The sequence below is a fragment of the Paenibacillus sp. 10L310 genome, assembly GCF_056395745.1.
The window spans coordinates 198,436-215,494 of the sequence record NZ_JBFTKC010000001.1 but is presented as its reverse complement, the minus strand read 5'-3'; the positions used below and the strand labels follow the sequence as shown (position 1 = coordinate 215,494).

Annotated in this window: 16 protein-coding genes; 2 read left to right on the top strand and 14 right to left on the bottom strand. The window is 46.9% G+C overall.

Annotated elements, in window-relative coordinates; genetic code table 11:
• A complete protein-coding gene (locus AC1DE7_RS01050) occupies nt 1–1,026 on the bottom strand; it encodes an ABC transporter substrate-binding protein (RefSeq protein ID WP_127544073.1) in 1,026 nt (341 codons plus the stop codon).
• A gap of 136 nt (nt 1,027–1,162) precedes the next feature.
• Complete coding sequence (locus AC1DE7_RS01045) at nt 1,163–1,456, bottom strand: hypothetical protein (RefSeq protein WP_477533568.1); 294 nt, start codon at nt 1,454–1,456, stop codon at nt 1,163–1,165.
• Between the two features lie 160 nt (nt 1,457–1,616).
• Between AC1DE7_RS01045 and AC1DE7_RS01040 the strand changes: the two genes are divergently transcribed.
• Complete coding sequence (locus AC1DE7_RS01040) at nt 1,617–1,988, top strand: hypothetical protein (RefSeq protein WP_127544077.1); 372 nt, start codon at nt 1,617–1,619, stop codon at nt 1,986–1,988.
• A gap of 51 nt (nt 1,989–2,039) precedes the next feature.
• Here the strand turns inward: AC1DE7_RS01040 and AC1DE7_RS01035 are convergent, their stop codons facing one another.
• The 4 genes from AC1DE7_RS01035 to AC1DE7_RS01020 form a co-directional block, all read right to left on the bottom strand.
• Nucleotides 2,040–2,624 (bottom strand): chloramphenicol phosphotransferase CPT family protein, encoded by a 585-nt coding sequence (locus tag AC1DE7_RS01035; protein ID WP_477533884.1) that lies wholly within the window; start codon nt 2,622–2,624, stop codon nt 2,040–2,042.
• A 47-nt stretch (nt 2,625–2,671) separates the two neighbouring features.
• Entirely contained in the window at nt 2,672–3,007 is a 336-nt protein-coding gene (locus AC1DE7_RS01030; RefSeq protein WP_477533567.1) for a hypothetical protein, read from the bottom strand.
• 89 nt (nt 3,008–3,096) lie between these two features.
• Complete coding sequence (locus AC1DE7_RS01025; protein ID WP_477533566.1) at nt 3,097–3,678, bottom strand: histidine phosphatase family protein; 582 nt, start codon at nt 3,676–3,678, stop codon at nt 3,097–3,099.
• 48 nt (nt 3,679–3,726) lie between these two features.
• Nucleotides 3,727–4,206 carry a hypothetical protein gene (locus tag AC1DE7_RS01020; protein WP_477533565.1) on the bottom strand — a complete coding sequence of 160 codons (480 nt, stop codon included), beginning with the start codon at nt 4,204–4,206 and terminating at the stop codon, nt 3,727–3,729.
• A gap of 230 nt (nt 4,207–4,436) precedes the next feature.
• On the opposite strand from AC1DE7_RS01020, the gene AC1DE7_RS01015 reads away from it, so the two are divergent.
• Complete coding sequence (locus AC1DE7_RS01015; protein ID WP_477533564.1) at nt 4,437–4,967, top strand: hypothetical protein; 531 nt, start codon at nt 4,437–4,439, stop codon at nt 4,965–4,967.
• A gap of 261 nt (nt 4,968–5,228) precedes the next feature.
• Here AC1DE7_RS01015 and AC1DE7_RS01010 read toward each other — a convergent pair whose 3' ends face one another.
• From AC1DE7_RS01010 to AC1DE7_RS00975, 8 genes are all read right to left on the bottom strand, one after another.
• Nucleotides 5,229–5,873: a DUF3885 domain-containing protein gene (locus AC1DE7_RS01010; protein WP_477533563.1), complete on the bottom strand. Its 645-nt coding sequence runs from the start codon at nt 5,871–5,873 to the stop codon at nt 5,229–5,231.
• Nucleotides 5,874–6,099: 226 nt separating this feature from the next.
• Entirely contained in the window at nt 6,100–8,142 is a 2,043-nt protein-coding gene (locus AC1DE7_RS01005) for a B12-binding domain-containing radical SAM protein (RefSeq protein ID WP_477533562.1), read from the bottom strand.
• Between the two features lie 404 nt (nt 8,143–8,546).
• On the bottom strand, nt 8,547–10,427 hold the full coding sequence (gene recQ / locus AC1DE7_RS01000) for a DNA helicase RecQ (RefSeq protein ID WP_076251653.1): 1,881 nt from the start codon (nt 10,425–10,427) through the stop codon (nt 8,547–8,549).
• Between the two features lie 444 nt (nt 10,428–10,871).
• Nucleotides 10,872–12,002, bottom strand: coding sequence for a glycosyltransferase family 2 protein (locus tag AC1DE7_RS00995; RefSeq protein WP_477533561.1), 1,131 nt, complete (start codon nt 12,000–12,002; stop codon nt 10,872–10,874).
• A gap of 1,102 nt (nt 12,003–13,104) precedes the next feature.
• Complete coding sequence (locus tag AC1DE7_RS00990) at nt 13,105–13,851, bottom strand: class I SAM-dependent methyltransferase (RefSeq protein WP_477533560.1); 747 nt, start codon at nt 13,849–13,851, stop codon at nt 13,105–13,107.
• Nucleotides 13,838–15,241 (bottom strand): nucleotide sugar dehydrogenase, encoded by a 1,404-nt coding sequence (locus tag AC1DE7_RS00985; RefSeq protein ID WP_127544093.1) that lies wholly within the window; start codon nt 15,239–15,241, stop codon nt 13,838–13,840. Before AC1DE7_RS00985 ends, AC1DE7_RS00990 begins: the two co-directional genes overlap by 14 nt.
• Before the next feature lie 75 nt (nt 15,242–15,316).
• Nucleotides 15,317–16,306 carry a polysaccharide biosynthesis protein gene (locus tag AC1DE7_RS00980; RefSeq protein WP_477533559.1) on the bottom strand — a complete coding sequence of 330 codons (990 nt, stop codon included), beginning with the start codon at nt 16,304–16,306 and terminating at the stop codon, nt 15,317–15,319.
• An 18-nt stretch (nt 16,307–16,324) separates the two neighbouring features.
• A complete protein-coding gene (locus AC1DE7_RS00975) occupies nt 16,325–17,014 on the bottom strand; it encodes a glycosyltransferase (protein ID WP_076251635.1) in 690 nt (229 codons plus the stop codon).
• Nucleotides 17,015–17,059: the final 45 nt, after the last annotated feature.

The following is a 17,059-nucleotide window of genomic DNA, read 5'->3' as shown; positions in this document are numbered from 1 at the left end:
TTAATTCGATCCGAGCAGGGCTTCCGATGCCTGATCTACAATAAGATTAATCGCAAGCGGTCCGTAATATGCAATCCACAATGTTGAGTTAACGTCATACGTGCGGTTATTTTTCACAGCATCAAGGGACTTCCACACGGGATTACTCACCATCGCCTCTGCCTCTGCCGCAAACAGCTCATCCGACAGCACAAAATAACGATCTGCCCCAATGTCAGGAACCTTCTCCATCGAGATTTCAACGGAGGTATCATCCTTGATTTCCTTAACGAGTTCAGGCATATTTAAACCCAAATCCTGATACAAAATGCCGCCTGTGCGATGCTCGATACCATGAACACGAATGCCTTCTTTTCTCGGACGAATAAGAGCTACAGTTTCATCACCCATCTTCTCCGCCAGCTTGGTCTTCATTCCAGCAACTTTTTCCTCATAGGCTGTGCGAACTTTCTCCGCCTCGTCCTGCTTGTCTGTAATCTTAGCAACTGTGGCTAACGTATCACGCCAATCTTCGTAAAAATCAAGTACCAGGGTAGGTGCAATTTTGCTTACACTCTCATACTGCTTCTCCTGGAAGTCCGTCATGATAATCAGATCTGGGTCCAAAGCTACAATCGCTTCCAGATTAGGCTCGTCCCGTGTACCCAGAACCTGTACATCACTTGGCTGATCGCCTAAGTACTCCGGAAAATCGGTGTTACCTCCAGCGATAACACTACCAGCTGGCTTCTCGCCAACCGCTAACATTTGATCCAGAAATTTAACATCAAGCACCGCAATTCTCTGTGGTTTTTCGTTTAGCGTCAGCTCACCCTTCATGTGTGTGATCGTTACGGGAAAAGCTCCTGCATTCGCAGGTGTCTCCGCTGGCGTTGCCGCAGATTGTTTACCGCTATCTGTACCTGTTCCGGCACCGCAAGCCGTCAGGACAAGAATAAGGGCTAACATCAAGCCCATGAATAATCGTGATTTGTGAGCAGCATATGCCTTGCTTCCGGCAGCCTGCCCCTTTGTTCCTTGATTCATGATGAATCCCCCTTATGTATAATACTGATAATGATTTTCATTATCGAAACATAAAGAGAGTATAAACGATCTCCGTATCGTGTTACCATGTACTTTTGCGACATTTGAGCCGGACTAATGCGACATCGTAAGCCGCTTATCCGCCCTTTAATGTTTCAGTGATATATGCTTGCAGTCGGTAAATGTCTGAAAGAAGCTCTTCTTCTTCCGGCGTATTTCCATACTCCCCTAGCCAGCGCGGTGTGCGGATATGCCACTCATCTGTCAGGTATTGCTTTACATCGCGATACTCTACAATATGTCCCAGGAAATAATCTAAAGAGCCGAAGGATTGTTTATGACTATCTTTGATAATGGATTTTGTTTTCTCAATGATTACCTGTAACATGTGTTGGATATGATCTTCTGGATTCTTAGCGTTAATTTCCATCGGTGACCTCCACCTATCTCTACAAAAAAAATGAATTAGTATATTATTTAAATGAGCCTAATATTTCTAAACGTTGAATTCTGTTCTGATTAAATACAATAAATCGATGCCCAATGAGTATTGAGACATCGATTCATATCATCTAATTATGAGGTGAATCATGAATATGCGACCAAACATGAAGTTTAGCATTATTGTTAGCGCAGTTATTATTGTCGTTGTTCCTATTATCATTGGATTTTATATGTTGAACAAGGTTGTCGATCCTGACGAGACAATGGTTACGAGAACTGAAGTTTCTCCTGAGCTTATTACTATAAAAGGTGGATTTGCAGACAGTATTAGCAGATATCACGGCTACTACCTCTCACATCATAACAATTCATTATTCATTCAGATTAAAGGCAGTAAACTTCCTATCGGTGGTAGTAAAGACTTCACAATTTCATTTTCTAATGCTTATGGGAGTGTTGATGAAATCTACTTATTAGGTCCTGGCAACTCTAAGAAAAAGATTTGGCCGAATCCCTAACTTTCATTTGAAATAGATATCATATGATCTGACGCAATCAGCTGCAGTCTCTTAGTCTCTTCTGCTTAGCTTCCTAAATGCCAAGTATTCCTGATCAGACTTCATATAACTTAATATCTTTTCCGCACATGCAACTGAGCTAAGCTCTTCCGTATTTACTTCCAGGTCATATTCATCATAGGAGTAGATGTAGTCGAACTGGGAATGGGCAAGTCCAATCTCGCGATCTCCCCTGCTCTGCTCTCTTCTGGTGAGTTCTTCTTTTGAGCACTGCACGCCTACAAACAATATCGGATAATCCGATAGTAACTCATAAAAATCATTAAACCACTTGTCATTGCTGATGACCGTATCCACGATGACATTCAAACCCATTTCCGAAAACAGCTTAATGGTTGCACAGTACATCGAATTGATGGGGTCGAACAGGATATCTGTCATCACATGGTGTTCTAATTCTCTTGTTGGTTTCATATCTGGGTATGTAGTATCGATGAATTGATCATAATTTTGCAGAAATTGATCTACAGATAGATGATGAAACGGAATGTCTCCCTGATTTTTCATTTCCATCGCAATGCTTGTCTTCCCCGAACTTGATGTTCCGTTCAAAAATATAATGAGTCCTCGTTCCATATTGATCACCCTTATCATTCAAAATTGGGTAACACTGTTCTGCCGAATCACCACTCTCTCCATTCTTCCGTAATATCTTCATCCTCCTGGATGTCTAATCCAGCCAGCCTAGCCGCCTTGTCTATAAAATCAGCCAATTCTTCACGTTCCATCGTTTCAATAAAGTAACCATTGGCCTCATTCATTTCATTAAACCTAACCACAACTTCCTCTACAGCCTTCATCATGCGCTCAGAATCTTTCGTTTCTTGTAATGCTATTAATTGGTGCAAATATGTATCCAGGGCTTGATCAGACATCAGTAATCTATCTTCTGTGAAAAGCTCATCTCCGCCTTCAATCATTCTTTCATTCCATAACTTCGTTGGTTTTTCATGAAACAAGTTTTGTAATGTCAATGGAATCAATCCCTTCCATATTTAATGATATCTATATTTTACCTGTAACCAAAATTATGAACAAGCGTTCTCGCTTATTCACTTTCACCCTGTTCGCTCCATAGCCTTGTCACGTTCTCTAATTCCATCTCGTCATATTGTAATCGATAAATGTCCGGTTTCTTGGTTTGATTCATAAAATCCAATCCGTAACTCGAATCAAAGTAGTTCATCATCAACGTCATTACATGTCCGTGTGTGCCGATCGCCACTTTTTTACCCTTGTATTCTTCTAAAATCTGTTTCAACACTCCCACTGCTCTATTCTGGCAAACCGTGTTCGACTCGCCTCCTGGCAATGCATAATTGGGGTCATCAAACATCTTCTTCGAAGCAGGCTCGAACTCTTCATCCGCAATCATATCATCTGAAAAATGCCTTTCCCGCAGATCCTCCATGATCTGAATATCTAATCCTAACGCTGCTGCCACACCCTCTAAGGTTAGAATCGCCCTGGCATAAGGACTTGAGACAATGGAATGTATTCCTTCATTCGTTAATATTTCCGTTATTCGTTCTGCATTTATCTTGCCTTCCAGGGTAAGCCCCCTCGTTCTTTCCGTTCCTTCCGTATACGGTGACTCCGCATGCCTTACCATATAAACGATGGTCTTCATAGGACCCTCCTTGAGTTTCTTTTATCAAAATTTACTGCCTTCTTTAATCTATTTCACTTCTTTATCAAGACTAACGTCAAATGTTAAAGTTATCGATTTTTGTCTAAAATCATTGGGTATCACTTTAATCTTCACGTTTAGATGTATAGATTCAGGCAAAGTCATTTCAGTTATATTCTCATAACCGATGAAGTAATAATGCTTTTCGTCCAGTTCTATCAAACCTCCACCTGTTGAGCCAGAAGTTGAAATCAAATGTCCGTCACGATAAAGCTCACATGCAATATTATATTCCTCCAAACTTAACCCTTTCACTTCATATCCAACCTTGATTTGATTTTCCGTGTAATCAGCATTTCGTAAACTGATCGCACCGCCATCGACCATTTGGGTTTGAATTGCAATATTTGCTTCGGGCATCTCTGGTTTCTTTAATAGATAGCCTACTTTTAGGTACCATATAACTCCTAATACAATTACAGCAAGTACAATTATAGCAATAATAAACTTCTTCTCTTTTTTATCCATAATCCATACTCCTTACATCGGAACACTCTTAAAATTCTTTTCAAACCTGTGTTTCAAATAATACATTATCCCTGCGCGATCACATCTGAAAACTTCTGCTTTAGATATATCCAATACTGTAGTTGCAAGTAATGGAATTAATAACTACAATGGGGTTTTAAATTTATTTAAATCCTGGATACACGGAGTAGGACAGTTAGGTTATTAACTAAAGATGGCAGGGATGTTGTGTGAAAAAAACACTAATCATTTCACTTTTTTCAGTCATTATAATTTTAGTTGGGGTTTATTGGTATGCTGACAGGGAACTAATTGCTCTCAAAACTGGTTCGACATTGCCATTACAATGGGATACTCCATATAATAACGATGAAGAACCCATTCAGCTCACAGAACAGAATCAAGATTTAAAGAATCCAAATATACATCTTACAGAGCTCTACTACCTACCAATTTCAAAAAAACTACAATTTGGGTTATGGTACAGTAAAAGAGACTATCAACCGGATCAATCGGAAAAGATTCCAGATCGAATTTTCCAAGTTATGATCCGAGATAAGAATGGTAATTTGTTTGAAGAAGATACCGTTGTTAAAACAGATGGCCTGTTTGATGAGTTTCAGCTTAGATCAATTTTTATAGATTTGGATAATCAAGACTCTATAGAAATAACGATTTCCTTAATTGAACAAGACGGAACGACTATAACCCCAATCGAATCAGCAAGCATTAACGTACCGTTAGATAAAATAAAACAGTGATAAGCTTAACAATGTACAACACCCTTAGGTGTGGAGAGAATCTTATTACTGCAACTTTTTCGAAAAAAATTATCTACAACAAGCCGGGTGGTTAAATTCTCGGCTTCTTTGCTTTTCTCAATCAAGCTAAGTACGAATCGATTAACGCATGAATATTACAGTATACCTTGTATCTAACTTCTCTGAGCTACCTAAAATATTTTAATGATAATTCCACAATTAATAGGGATTATCATTAATTAAATTTTAGGTTTTCCTGTATTATCCTAAAAATACCTTGTTAATTCTGTCTCTATCATAATCTAAAATCCAATCGTTATATTCTCTATAGGTATCCACTAGCTCTTCCCTTGATGCTGAAATAACATCGCAACCTCTATCATCATAGATATGAAATATCGTTTTCTTACTTATATTAATGAAATACACCCTATGATATATCTTTGGCTTAATTCCAACCTCATGATTACATATAGCTTTGATTAACTGATTATATCTCAAGTCCTCAACTCTACATTTAGTCCAGTACCTATACATGTTGTTCCTTGGGTCTGAGATGTCGTCCGTTTCACAATCCAAACCTGGAAATATCTCAAGGCTCAAGGCTCTAATCGGCCCTTTCTTCTTGATATATTTTCTGTACAGGTTCAATTTCTTCGCTTTGTGTTTGGGCTTATCTGCAAAATAAGCTTGAGTTATTAATAGGATTTCATCTTCTTGATCATGAAGAGCCTTAAATAATTCAATTGATCGCTGATAAACTTGTCCCATGTAATTCTCCGTATTCATGCCAAACATCAGCGGATTGCCAAGTTCGAATCGTATTGCAACATCCCAATTATAAAAAAGAGGCGGCTCTAAGATCAGGTTTGGAAAATGCTCTGCCAGGTACGTCTTCAGATCCATTCTGTGACCTCCGTGTCTTCTATGGTTACTGGTTTGACATTTAAATCTTTTAATGTCGTTTTTGTTGCTTTGAAAATAATCACGCACCATTCCCCTTCGTACATATAATACCTTAATATGAGAACTTTGCTGTTGTAAAAAAAAGCGCCCCGACCTCATAGTCGTGGCGCTTCCTCTTGCTACATGGCACAAATTAGCCCATGTAGCTCATTTCAGGCCGCTGCACCTACATGGCAGCGGCTTCTTCTCCCAGCGGCAGGGTGTAATACTGCGCCTGCTGCCCTTCATGCTGCTGGTACACAACGACCAGCAGCGTCCGGCCTTTCGCGGCAAGCGGGCTGGCGCCAGCTAGCACACGCTCAAGCCGGAACGGAAGCACATCCAATACGGTGTGCTTCTGTAGTTCCTTTTCGCCGAGACCAAGGTCGGCGAAAGCACGGGCACCCATGACCGTCTGTGCGGTCATGGCCGAGGTCATCGGCAACGCACGCGAAGCGTTGCCGTCCACCATGTCCGCCGCCCCATCCGCGGCGGACCCTGTTGCGTCGCCCGAAGCAAGCGACGCTTCACCCCCGGCTTCGCTGCCGTTCACACCCGCCGCATCTGCGGCAGAGCCTTCCTCGGCAGCAGCCGAACTTCCCGCAGCGGCACTCGGACCTGTGCCGCTGCTTTCCAACCATGCCGTGCCTGCGGCGCCGGCAACACGTGGCAGTCGAACGTCTTCCGGACGTTCAGCCAACGTTTTCATATAACCCGCCCACTGGTCTTTCTGAAGCGGATCTTCCCACCAGATTTTGCGTGGTTTGTATTTGTGGCCGAGGAAATAATCCAGCTTCATCAGGCCAAGCACGATATCCATATGCGGCGTGTTCCGTGACTCCAAGAAGCTGTGCAGACGGGTGAATAGATCCTCCAGTTGGTGACCAATCTTCTGCCACCCCTGACCTTCCCAGTAATCCCCGAACGCCTGGAAGAAATCAAACGGCGAGTTGAACTCCTGCTCCATCAGGTACTTCAGTGTGTGGTCCATCCGGTGTGCGTTCCAGTATTTCTCCAGCACATCCTCCAGCCGCTTCAGGCGTACGATGTCACTGAACGGCAGCACATCACTGCCCAGAATCTCATACGGTGCATGATCCATGTACGTATAGTTGTACTTCTCCGCATCCAGACGCAGACCCGTACCACGCAGCATTTTGAGGAATCCCAGCTGAAGCTCTTCTGGTCCTAGGGCAAACACATCGTTAAACGTTTTGCGGAACGTATTGTAATCTTCCTCCGGCAGTCCGGCGATGAGATCCAGATGCTGGTCGATTTTTCCACTGGCTTTTACCTTGTTCACGGTCCGGCTCAGCTTTGTAAAGTTCTGGCGACGTTTCACCAGTTCATTGGTCGGATCGTTCGTAGACTGTACCCCGATCTCGAACCGGAATGTGCCTGGTGGCGCATTCTCTGCCAGATAATCGAGTACCTCGGGACGCATAATATCCGCCGTAATTTCAAACTGAAACACCGTCCCCTGATGATTCTCGATCAGGAATTTGAACATTTCGAGCGCATAATCCCGTTTGATGTTAAACGTCCGGTCCACAAACTTGATCAGCTTTGCACCCTTCTCGATCAGATACAGAATGTCCGACTTCGTCCGCTCAATATCGTAATATCGCACGCCGACCTCAATACTGGACAGACAGAACTGACAACTGAATGGGCAGCCCCGACTGGTCTCAAAATAAACAACCCGTTTCCCAAGCTCCGGGATATCCTCATCAAATCGATGCGGTGACGGCAGATCGTTCAGATCTGCTTTTGGCCGTCCTGGCATGAGAATGACCTCTTCCCCTTTGCGATACGCCAGTCCATAGACAAAGTGGAACTTCTTGCTTCCTTCCAGCTCCATCAAAAGTTGATGCAGCGTCTCTTCCCCTTCACCCATCACGATGAAATCCACATTTGGAATCCGGTTCATCCAATATTCCGTGTCGTAGGATACTTCCGGCCCGCCCAGCAGAATTTTCACGTTCGGCATAACCTTTTTCAGGTTATCAATGACCTTGATCGTCTCTTCAATGTTCCAGATGTAACACGAGAAACCAATCACGTCCGCACCCCGCTGGTACAGATCAGACACAATATTCATCACTGGGTCCTTGATCGTATACTCCGCAAGGTCAATATCAAAATCCTTCTCACTGTACGCCTTCAGACATCGCAAGGCCAAGGAGGTATGGATGTACTTTGCATTTAATGTAGAAAGAATAACCTTCATGGTTCACAACCTTTGCCTGGACACCCAGACCATATTTTTTTGGTAAAAAGAAAGCTGCACAGCCATCCTACCCCGGATGCTGTTCATCTAAACCCTTTTGAACTAGCCATTCCATGTCTCATGGACATATCCAACTTTTGTCTTTCAAAGAGTGGACACTCTTTTCAAAAAGACATATACACCGTACCCAACCAAAACTACAACATACAGTATAAAATCCGCACCTTCAACCTACATGTTGTACACGATACGGTCAGCCATTCCTAACGCCAATGTCCACCATTTGAAAGACAATTCGCCACCATTTGTCCACTCTACAGAGACAAGACAACCAACTTCAAAGATTGGAAAGTGAAAATTAACAATTCATACTCAATTCACTCATACTCATACTAATTTCACACTCACTCATACTCGTAAAACGCATCATCATCCGTATCCACTTCTTCACCCGATTGCTTTTGGAAAAACTCCAGGAACGGCAGTCCGTACTTGCGGTACTTGACCTCACCGACCCCTTTGATATCCAGCATGTCACGTTCTGTCTGTGGACATACCACACTCATCTCACGCAGGGTCGCATCATTGAAGATAATGTACGATGGTACATGCTCTTTCGCCGCCAGATCACGCCGGATTAGGCGAAGCTGTTCAAATACCGTCTCATTAACCGCAGATGGCATTGCATCGCGTCCACGACGTCCGCCGTAATTCGTACCCGAAGCCGTTGCCGCTGTCTTGCGGACGACACGTTGCATCACTTCACGCTGGCCTTTGAGCACTTCCACCGCTAGTGGTTGCAAACGTACAACCGGATACTGTCCCTCGGACAACATCAGATATCCTTCGGATACCATCACGTTGATGATCTCCGATATCTCGCGCTCTGTCCGATTACCCATCACGCCGTAAGTTGGCAGAGAGTTGAAGCCGTAATCGAGCACTTTTTTGGCACGGGAGCCTTTGAGCACCGAAGCGACCAGCGATACACCATACCGTTCACGCATGCGGTGAATACAGCTGAATATTTTCTGTGCATCAATCGTCATGTCTACCAACTCACGGTCGTCCGTACAGGAACTGCAAGTACCGCAAGGTGTATCGTCATGCACCTCACCGAAATAATCCAGCTGCGCACTGCGCAGACAACGCGTTGTGTAACAGTAATCCACCATCTGTTGCAGCTTCCGGTAATCGTTCTGTTTACGGTCGCCGTCCATCGGATTCTGCTCAATCAGGAACTTCTGGGTGATAATGTCCTGTGCCCCGAATAACAGAATACACTGGCTTGGCTCTCCATCCCGGCCTGCACGTCCGGCTTCCTGCACGTATGCCTCCATATTTTTCGGCATGCTGTTATGAATAACGTAACGCACGTTCGACTTATCAATCCCCATCCCGAAAGCATTGGTCGCCACCATCACTCGGATATCATCGTACAAAAAAGCTTCCTGGCTCTGGGACCGTTCATCGTCCGTCATCCCGGCATGGTAGCGTCCTGCGGGCAATCCCGCTTGCAACAAACGCTGATGCAGATCGTCCACGTCCTTACGAGTCGCGGCGTATATAATCCCCGGCTCGCTGGCATGCTCGCGCGCATAATTCAGGACAAAGTCCTTCTTGCTCTCGCCGCGCAGCACGCTAAACGCCAGATTATCCCGCCCAAGTCCAGTCACATATGTCTGCGGGTCCTGCAAACGCAGCAACCGCAGAATATCGCCCATGACCTCGGGCGTCGCTGTAGCCGTAAAGGCCGCAACCACCGGCCGCTCCGGCAAACTATCCACAAACGGCGCTACTGCCAGGTAGCTTGTCCGAAAATCATGTCCCCACTGCGATACACAGTGGGCCTCATCCACGGCAACGCAAGAGATCGGCAAATAGCCCATCTCCTCGCGGAACCAATCCAGCTCCAGTCGCTCAGGCGCGACATAGAGCAACTTCAGCTCACCGCGCTGCGCCGCGCGGATGCGATCATTCACTTCTTTGCCGCTAAGTGTACTATTAATATACGCGGCAGCAATTCCGGCGGTCGTCAACGCATCGACCTGGTCCTTCATCAATGAGATCAACGGGGAGACAACAAGCGTCAGACCCGAATATAACAGAGCGGGGATCTGATAACAGATCGACTTACCGCCCCCAGTTGGCATAATACCCAACGTATCTTCACGTTCCAGCAGACTGGCTACAATCTTTTTCTGTCCCTCACGGAAGTCGGGGTAGCCATAATATTTTTGCAGGAGACCCTGCGCTTCTTCTAATGTAGGTGTTTGCACACTCATGTAAAGACTCCTTACTTATCACCGGTGTTTTTCCACCAGCTTGGTCCGATCCGATTCTGACATCCGAAAGCGGCACATATCCCGCATCCTTGACAACAAAATGGCGTTCTCATGACTTGTCCGTCAAGCAAACGCCGCTCCCTTTAGTTTAACGGCCCAGCCCCGAATGAGCAACCGCGTTTTACTGTAAAACGTTTGAAGCCCCTTCATCAAAATAAAAACAACCGTCCTGCCCTAGTTGGACAAAACGATTGCATTTAATTTTGACAATCTACCACACCCTCCAGAGACTGTTTCGTACTGGTTGTACTTCTCATCTTTCTGTGACTAAATTTCATACTCAGATAAGCCGTTTGTTTTGGCAATCTTCTACTTCAATTTATTTTCTCTATCTTCTACTCCCGCTTCAAACCCTTCTGTCCTCATCTGTCCCAGTTCGTCTCCCTACTTACGCGGTGACACTTCACCACGTTCTTCCCGCTCCTTCATCTCTTTGCGTACCACCACTTCGAGCTTCTGGCGATTGGCAAGCAACCCGGGATCGTTGGGCAAATACTCACGGGCTTTGGTGTTATGCATGAGTGCCTGCTCCCAGTTGCCCAGATGAGCATAACAAAGGGATAAACGGGCATGTGGCAGCCAGGTACGGCAAGCCATAGGCACCGGGCGCAGACCCGGATCGCGGCTACTCACGTCCACCGCCTGCATATACCAGTAGATCGCCGAGACGGGTTCCTGCCGTTCATGAAAACAGGCCGCAATGGCGCAGCAGAAATCGGCATGTGGCAGATCATACTGGAACGACTGTAGCAATGCTCCGAGCTTACGGCCCGGCTCACCCAGTCGTTCATAACATTCCGCCAGCCGCGCGCAGGCAATCAGGCGATCCTCGCGGTATCCGCTTGGCTGCTCCAGCAGCTTCGTGTACCCGCGTGCCGCCGCCGCATAACGCTGGCGGTCATAACATTCGCCTGCATAATAAAATAGCAGGCGACCTTGGGCTACGCCCTCTTCGGCGATCCATTTGCGCAGAATGCGCACGTTTCGCGCCGAATGATGTCCCGCTTCGCGGCGATGCGTGACGGCAATATCTGCCGTAATGACCTCGCCTCGCGGGAAGTTAAGCTGCTCGTGCAGCCGGCCATGCCAGCGGCACCCGGCATCCCGCTTGACCAGGCGAAGGCGTCGGTCCGTCACAAGTGGACTCCCCTCCGCTCCCTCGGCCAGCGTGTAGTTCAAGATCACAGCTTCCGTCTTCCCCCCGGACGGAAGCTGCTGCTTCAACACCTCCAGCTTCGCCCGTTCCGCGGGCAACAACACATCATCCGCATCCAGCCATAGGATATACTCCTGCGTGGCCTTGGCGAATGACTCATTCCGCGCTGCGGCAAAGTCTTCCTTCCATTCATACGTGTAGACCTGGTCGGTATACTGCGCAGCGATGTCCATCGTGCGATCCGATGAACCGGTATCCACAATGACGATCTCGTCCGCGATGCCGGCAACCGAGTCCAGACAGCGCGCCAGCGTGCGTTCCTCGTTCTTCACAATCATGCACAGACTGATGGTGATCACGTTTTGAGCCCCTTCCTGTCGTACGCGTATTGCGAAATGTCGTAACGATTTGCTTTCGTTGGTTAAATACTTCGAACAACGCACTATCTTAAGTTGAACTAAAAAATATTTACACTGGACACTCAGATGACAGAAACTTTCCGATCGTTGTTATTCCCATTTTTTTAATTCCTTTTATAAAGGATAAATCCGGGGATAAAGACGAAACATATGCTTCCGATGCAACTTTCATTCAGAACGCTTTTAGCTCCACTTCTTGATATTCTTTTTGTCTTCTCCGTTTCGTGTAAATGTTTAATCCAATTTATTTGGTATTGGTATTGATCACGGAATTCATTTCATCTTCACCTTGGCTAACGAACTGAGGTGACGCTATTTGGTGTATTTCAGCCACTAGGTAAATGTAACGAATCTGAGACCCGCTATCCTCGCATTATAGGCATCCATTCGTCGTTTATCGCAGCTTCCAGATGAAATAGCGCCGCTGAGATTCGTTACATTTCTCATCTCGTCTAATTCATCAAAATAAGACGTGTGAGATTCGTTAGAACATAGAATAGCTCTGTCGTCATACTAAACAGCAGTGTGGAATAGAGATGATCCAGCTAGGTGATCTGACAAGTGCCCTGACAAATGCTCTGGGAAGCTTGCAGAAGCTACTTTCGAAACCATCCCTTGAATCTAAGCGGGAGCGCCCTAGTCTCCTTCAAAACAAGAACCGCAATGATGCTCCAGAGCACTCTCCTATTCACATTTACGCAGGCAGGAGTTTTCCCCTAGTCTTAAAATTAAAGTTTAGATTTACGTTTGCGTTTGCGTTTGCGTTTGCGTTTGCGTTTGCGTTTGCCTCTGCTTCTACAGTTACTCGCAACACAGTTGCAGTATCCTACCTTTACCTTACAGTTACTTGCAGCACAGTTTCAGCGTCAGCGCCCTTATACTTGGGTTTGGGTTTGGGTTTGGGTTTGGGTTTGGGTTTGGGTTTGGGTTTGCCCTTGCCTTTGGTTCTGCCCTTACACTTGCAGTGTCCTTAGCTTTGGCTCCTACCCTGCTCTTACCCTTGCCGCTGTCTCTGTCCCTGTCTCTGTCCCTACCTTCATAGCTACCCTTCCCCACTCTCCTGACGACGAAGCCGTTTCACCTGCTCCACCGCACTGTCCAGTGCCTTCTTGCGCTGTTTCATTACGCGGAGGTGCTGATGTTCCACCTCAGCAAAATGGACATGATCCAGCTCCATCCACTCCAGCAGTTGATCCAAAGTCGGCGATATATGCAGCTGTGTACTCCGCCGTTTGCGGGCCACGCAACATAGATATTTATGATGAACTTCGAGTTTCAATACTTCAAAATACGGCATCAGGGTCATCGCCAGGCTTCCCGCATAGAAGGTCTGCTTGTGGTCATAGAACGGGTGATACCCATACGGCACAGTCACAACCAACGTCCCATCTTCTTGCAACAGCCGATGAATCTGGATCAACAACGTCTCCGGATGAGCAAAATGCTCCAGCACTTCTCCTAGCAGCACAGTATCAAAGGTAGTCCTTACTTTCCATTGCGTAATATCCAGCATTCTAAAATCCACATTGTTCCTAACTGGCCTAGACTCTTTGGCAAGCTCAGCTTGCGCATATCGAACACTTTCTTCTTCCAGATCAATCCCTGTCACACGAAATCCTTCACGTGCCAGCAGAATGGACGTAATGCCCTGACTGCACCCGACATCCAGGATGCGTTTGCCTGTCGCCTCACGGCACATCCAGTGGATACGCGTTCTCGTCGCTTCATGAGAATCCTCCGAATTAATCTCGCCATAGTAGCGTTCACTCACTCGATCATGATTCGCCATAGGTTTCTCCCGTTTTCACTCGGTGAACCGGCTGACCCAGCACCACAATATTTCCCCCGAAACATCCAGCCGTTGCATTGCGTGTATCAAAAATCAGCTTTGCATGATCTGCCATCTCCTGATAATCGAATGCCGAATGATCCGTGGTGATGATCACCAGATCAGCTCCTGTCCACAATTCCGGCGTAGCCGGCCAGGATTGAAGCACTGTACCATCATCCTTACGGAAGACAGGCACCATTGGATCGGTGAAAACCACATCTGCACCCGCTGCGCTCAGCAGCCGATAAACGTCCAGCGCTGGCGATTCACGCAGGTCATCAATGTCTTTTTTGTAAGCCATACCCGCCAGTACAACACGTGCTCCTCGCACAGTTACACCATTCTGCTCCAGCAGCTCCGAGGCACGCTTCACCACTCTCTCTGGCATTTGCCGATTGGTTGCATCCGCCAGCTGAATGAATTGCAGCTCCGATCCCTGACGGTTTGCAGCCCAGGACAGATAGATCGGATCGATTGGGATACAGTGCCCTCCGATGCCGGGACCGGGATAGAATGGCATATAACCAAACGGCTTGGTTGCCGCCGCATTCAGTACTTCCCAGATGTTTACCCCCATCTGTTCACAGGCCGGGGTCAGCTCATTCACGAGTGCAATATTGACACTGCGAAATGTATTTTCGAACAGCTTTGCTGTCTCCGCTACCGTTGTTGAACTTACCGGAACAACTTCGTTGAGGAACGAGCCGTAGAACTGTTTACCATAATTCAGACAAGCGGGTGTCGAACCGCCAATAATCTTCGGGGTATTTTTCACACCATAATGCACACTGCCCGGATCTACCCGCTCTGGAGAATAACAGACGTAGAACTGTTCTCCAGCTCGCCAGCCGTTTGCCGCTTCAATCGGTTGTTTGACGCGTTCCTCCGTTGTGCCCGGATAGGTCGTGCTTTCCAATATAACCAGGCTGCCTTCCTGCAAATACGGAGTCATGCCATCCACCGCCGCCGAGATATACGAGATATCCGGTTGATGCTCGGCGGTCAGTGGGGTGGGCACACAGATCACAATGACATTGGCCTGTGCCACCGCTGCATAATCGGTGCTTGCCGTGAATAATCCAGCCTGCATAAGCGACTGCACAACATCATCTTCTATACCTATGACATACGAATTCCCGGCGTTCAGCTTGGCTACCTTGGAAGTATCGATGTCAATCCCGTGGACTTGATAACCGGCCTGTGCTATCTCTACAGCCATGGGTAAACCAACATAACCGAGACCGATGACAACAGCTTTTAGGGAGCGGTCATTAATATGTTGTATTAGGGCACGTTGCTGTAACTCTTCATTTCCTTCGTGCTGGTTGTGCTCATGATTTTCTTCCATTCCTTCCACCTCCAAACGCTCCGCCTCCCCTCGGTGGGTGTGTCTGAAAACTCCGAACGAGTTTTGAGACACACCCTAATCGATATAGCCACCTGCACGCAAAAACCGGGCAATCGCTGGTTTGTTCATCATGGCACTGTCCGAGCGATACTCGGAGAAGTTCACACGTGGCAGACTGCTGTACTGATCCGTCAGGCTCTTGTCCTTGTGCTCCGGCAGGATGACATAATACTGTGCATCGTATTGGTACGTACGCGGCGCTTCAAAGGGCGAGATCAGCACTTCATGTAATTTCTCGCCTGGACGTATTCCCGTCACCTTATAATCGAAGGATGGACGACCTGCCTGTTCCAACATGACGGATGCAAGTTCCGTCATCTTGCAAGCTTTCATTTTCATCACAAAAGTCTCTCCGCCCACGGCCGCCTCAGCCGCCTTAAGAAGTAAATGTATAGCTTCGGTACGCGTCAGGAAAAAACGGGTCATGTCTTTGTCCGTAATGGTCGGGCTTTTGCCTTCATCGATCTGACGACGGAACAAGGGCACAACACTGCCGCTGGTTCCAAGCACATTGCCCCCGCGGATGCAGACAAACCGGGTACCTTCACTTAGCCAGTTGGCACGGATCATCATTTTTTCACCCAAAGCCTTTGTCATGCCATATACGTTAATCGGATCTACTGCCTTATCGGTGGACACATCGATGACTTCGGCAACCTGCATACGTATCGCAGCCCGAATAATATTCTGCGTCCCGATTACATTGGTCTTGAACGCTTCATCTGGCTGGTCTTCGCAGACCGGAACATGCTTCAGCGCAGCCAGATGGAAGAGCACATTCACACCTCTGCATGCATCTTCCACTGCCCGATAATCGCGGATATCCCCAATGATGAATCGCAGACGCGGATCATGGTTGAACTCTCGCTGCATCGCAATCTGGGCGTATTCATTACGTGACAGAAGGCGAATCTCAGCCGGGTCCTGCTCCAGCAGCACCTCGGTCAGCTTTTGACCCCAGGAGCCTGTTCCTCCGGTGATCAGAATCGTTTGTCCTTGAATCATGGATGAATCCCTCCCTGATCAGATCATGAATTCGCGTAGTACCTGTGCCATCTCATCCCGGCTTAACCGGTCTTTGGGCGGTACCTTTTTGGTTGAAGTATTGCTCGAATGCACGATGTTGACATAATTGCGCGGAGCAAGCAGCTCGTGCGGCAGTTCAATGACATTGCCATGTGTACCTCTGCCCGGGAGCTTGACCCGGTATCCTGCTGCGTATTCGGCTGTCTTATATAAGTAGACATAGAACTGTGGAGAACGGTGAAACGCTGGGGCCATCTCGTTATTCACACTGTCCCACAGATATCCGTTCTGGTTAATCAATGCCATCGTCTGCTGCTGTGGTTGAATATCGTAGAGCTGTTGAACAAAGGTTTTATGGTATAAATCATCCGAATCCAGACGGGCAATATAGAGTTGCTCCGAACCATTGGCAAACGCCAAAATGGCACGTACACTCTCCATATTGGTTCCAAAACGAATATTGGAAGGAAGCGGCTCCTGACCCGCCAGAATCTCCTGCATTAATTCCCCGGATTCCTTGGACAACTTCACCACTGTGAGGAAATCCTGATTCGTCTGCGCCTTCAGGCAATGCAATGTGAACGTGCGGAAGATGCCCATCCGACGCTCCAGCCATTCCCGCGTTAATCGCTGTGGGTCCATCCCGTAATTGTTAAAGTTAATCTCAATCACAACTTTCCTGGACATAACATGCCTCCTCATGAACGCTGCAAGTTCCGTTTACCGGATACA

Coding starts and splice junctions, on each gene's coding strand:
- AC1DE7_RS01035 (WP_477533884.1), bottom strand. CDS start 2,624: ATGGAACGAGGACTCATTATATTTTTGAACGGAACATCAAGTTCGGGG.
- AC1DE7_RS01025 (WP_477533566.1), bottom strand. CDS start 3,678: ATGAAGACCATCGTTTATATGGTAAGGCATGCGGAGTCACCGTATACG.
- AC1DE7_RS01040 (WP_127544077.1), top strand. CDS start 1,617: ATGAATATGCGACCAAACATGAAGTTTAGCATTATTGTTAGCGCAGTT.
- AC1DE7_RS01045 (WP_477533568.1), bottom strand. CDS start 1,456: ATGGAAATTAACGCTAAGAATCCAGAAGATCATATCCAACACATGTTA.
- AC1DE7_RS00980 (WP_477533559.1), bottom strand. CDS start 16,306: ATGATTCAAGGACAAACGATTCTGATCACCGGAGGAACAGGCTCCTGG.
- AC1DE7_RS01010 (WP_477533563.1), bottom strand. CDS start 5,873: ATGGATCTGAAGACGTACCTGGCAGAGCATTTTCCAAACCTGATCTTA.
- AC1DE7_RS00990 (WP_477533560.1), bottom strand. CDS start 13,851: ATGGCGAATCATGATCGAGTGAGTGAACGCTACTATGGCGAGATTAAT.
- AC1DE7_RS01005 (WP_477533562.1), bottom strand. CDS start 8,142: ATGAAGGTTATTCTTTCTACATTAAATGCAAAGTACATCCATACCTCC.
- AC1DE7_RS00985 (WP_127544093.1), bottom strand. CDS start 15,241: ATGGAAGAAAATCATGAGCACAACCAGCACGAAGGAAATGAAGAGTTA.
- AC1DE7_RS00975 (WP_076251635.1), bottom strand. CDS start 17,014: ATGTCCAGGAAAGTTGTGATTGAGATTAACTTTAACAATTACGGGATG.
- AC1DE7_RS01050 (WP_127544073.1), bottom strand. CDS start 1,026: ATGAATCAAGGAACAAAGGGGCAGGCTGCCGGAAGCAAGGCATATGCT.
- recQ (WP_076251653.1), bottom strand. CDS start 10,427: ATGAGTGTGCAAACACCTACATTAGAAGAAGCGCAGGGTCTCCTGCAA.
- AC1DE7_RS01020 (WP_477533565.1), bottom strand. CDS start 4,206: ATGGATAAAAAAGAGAAGAAGTTTATTATTGCTATAATTGTACTTGCT.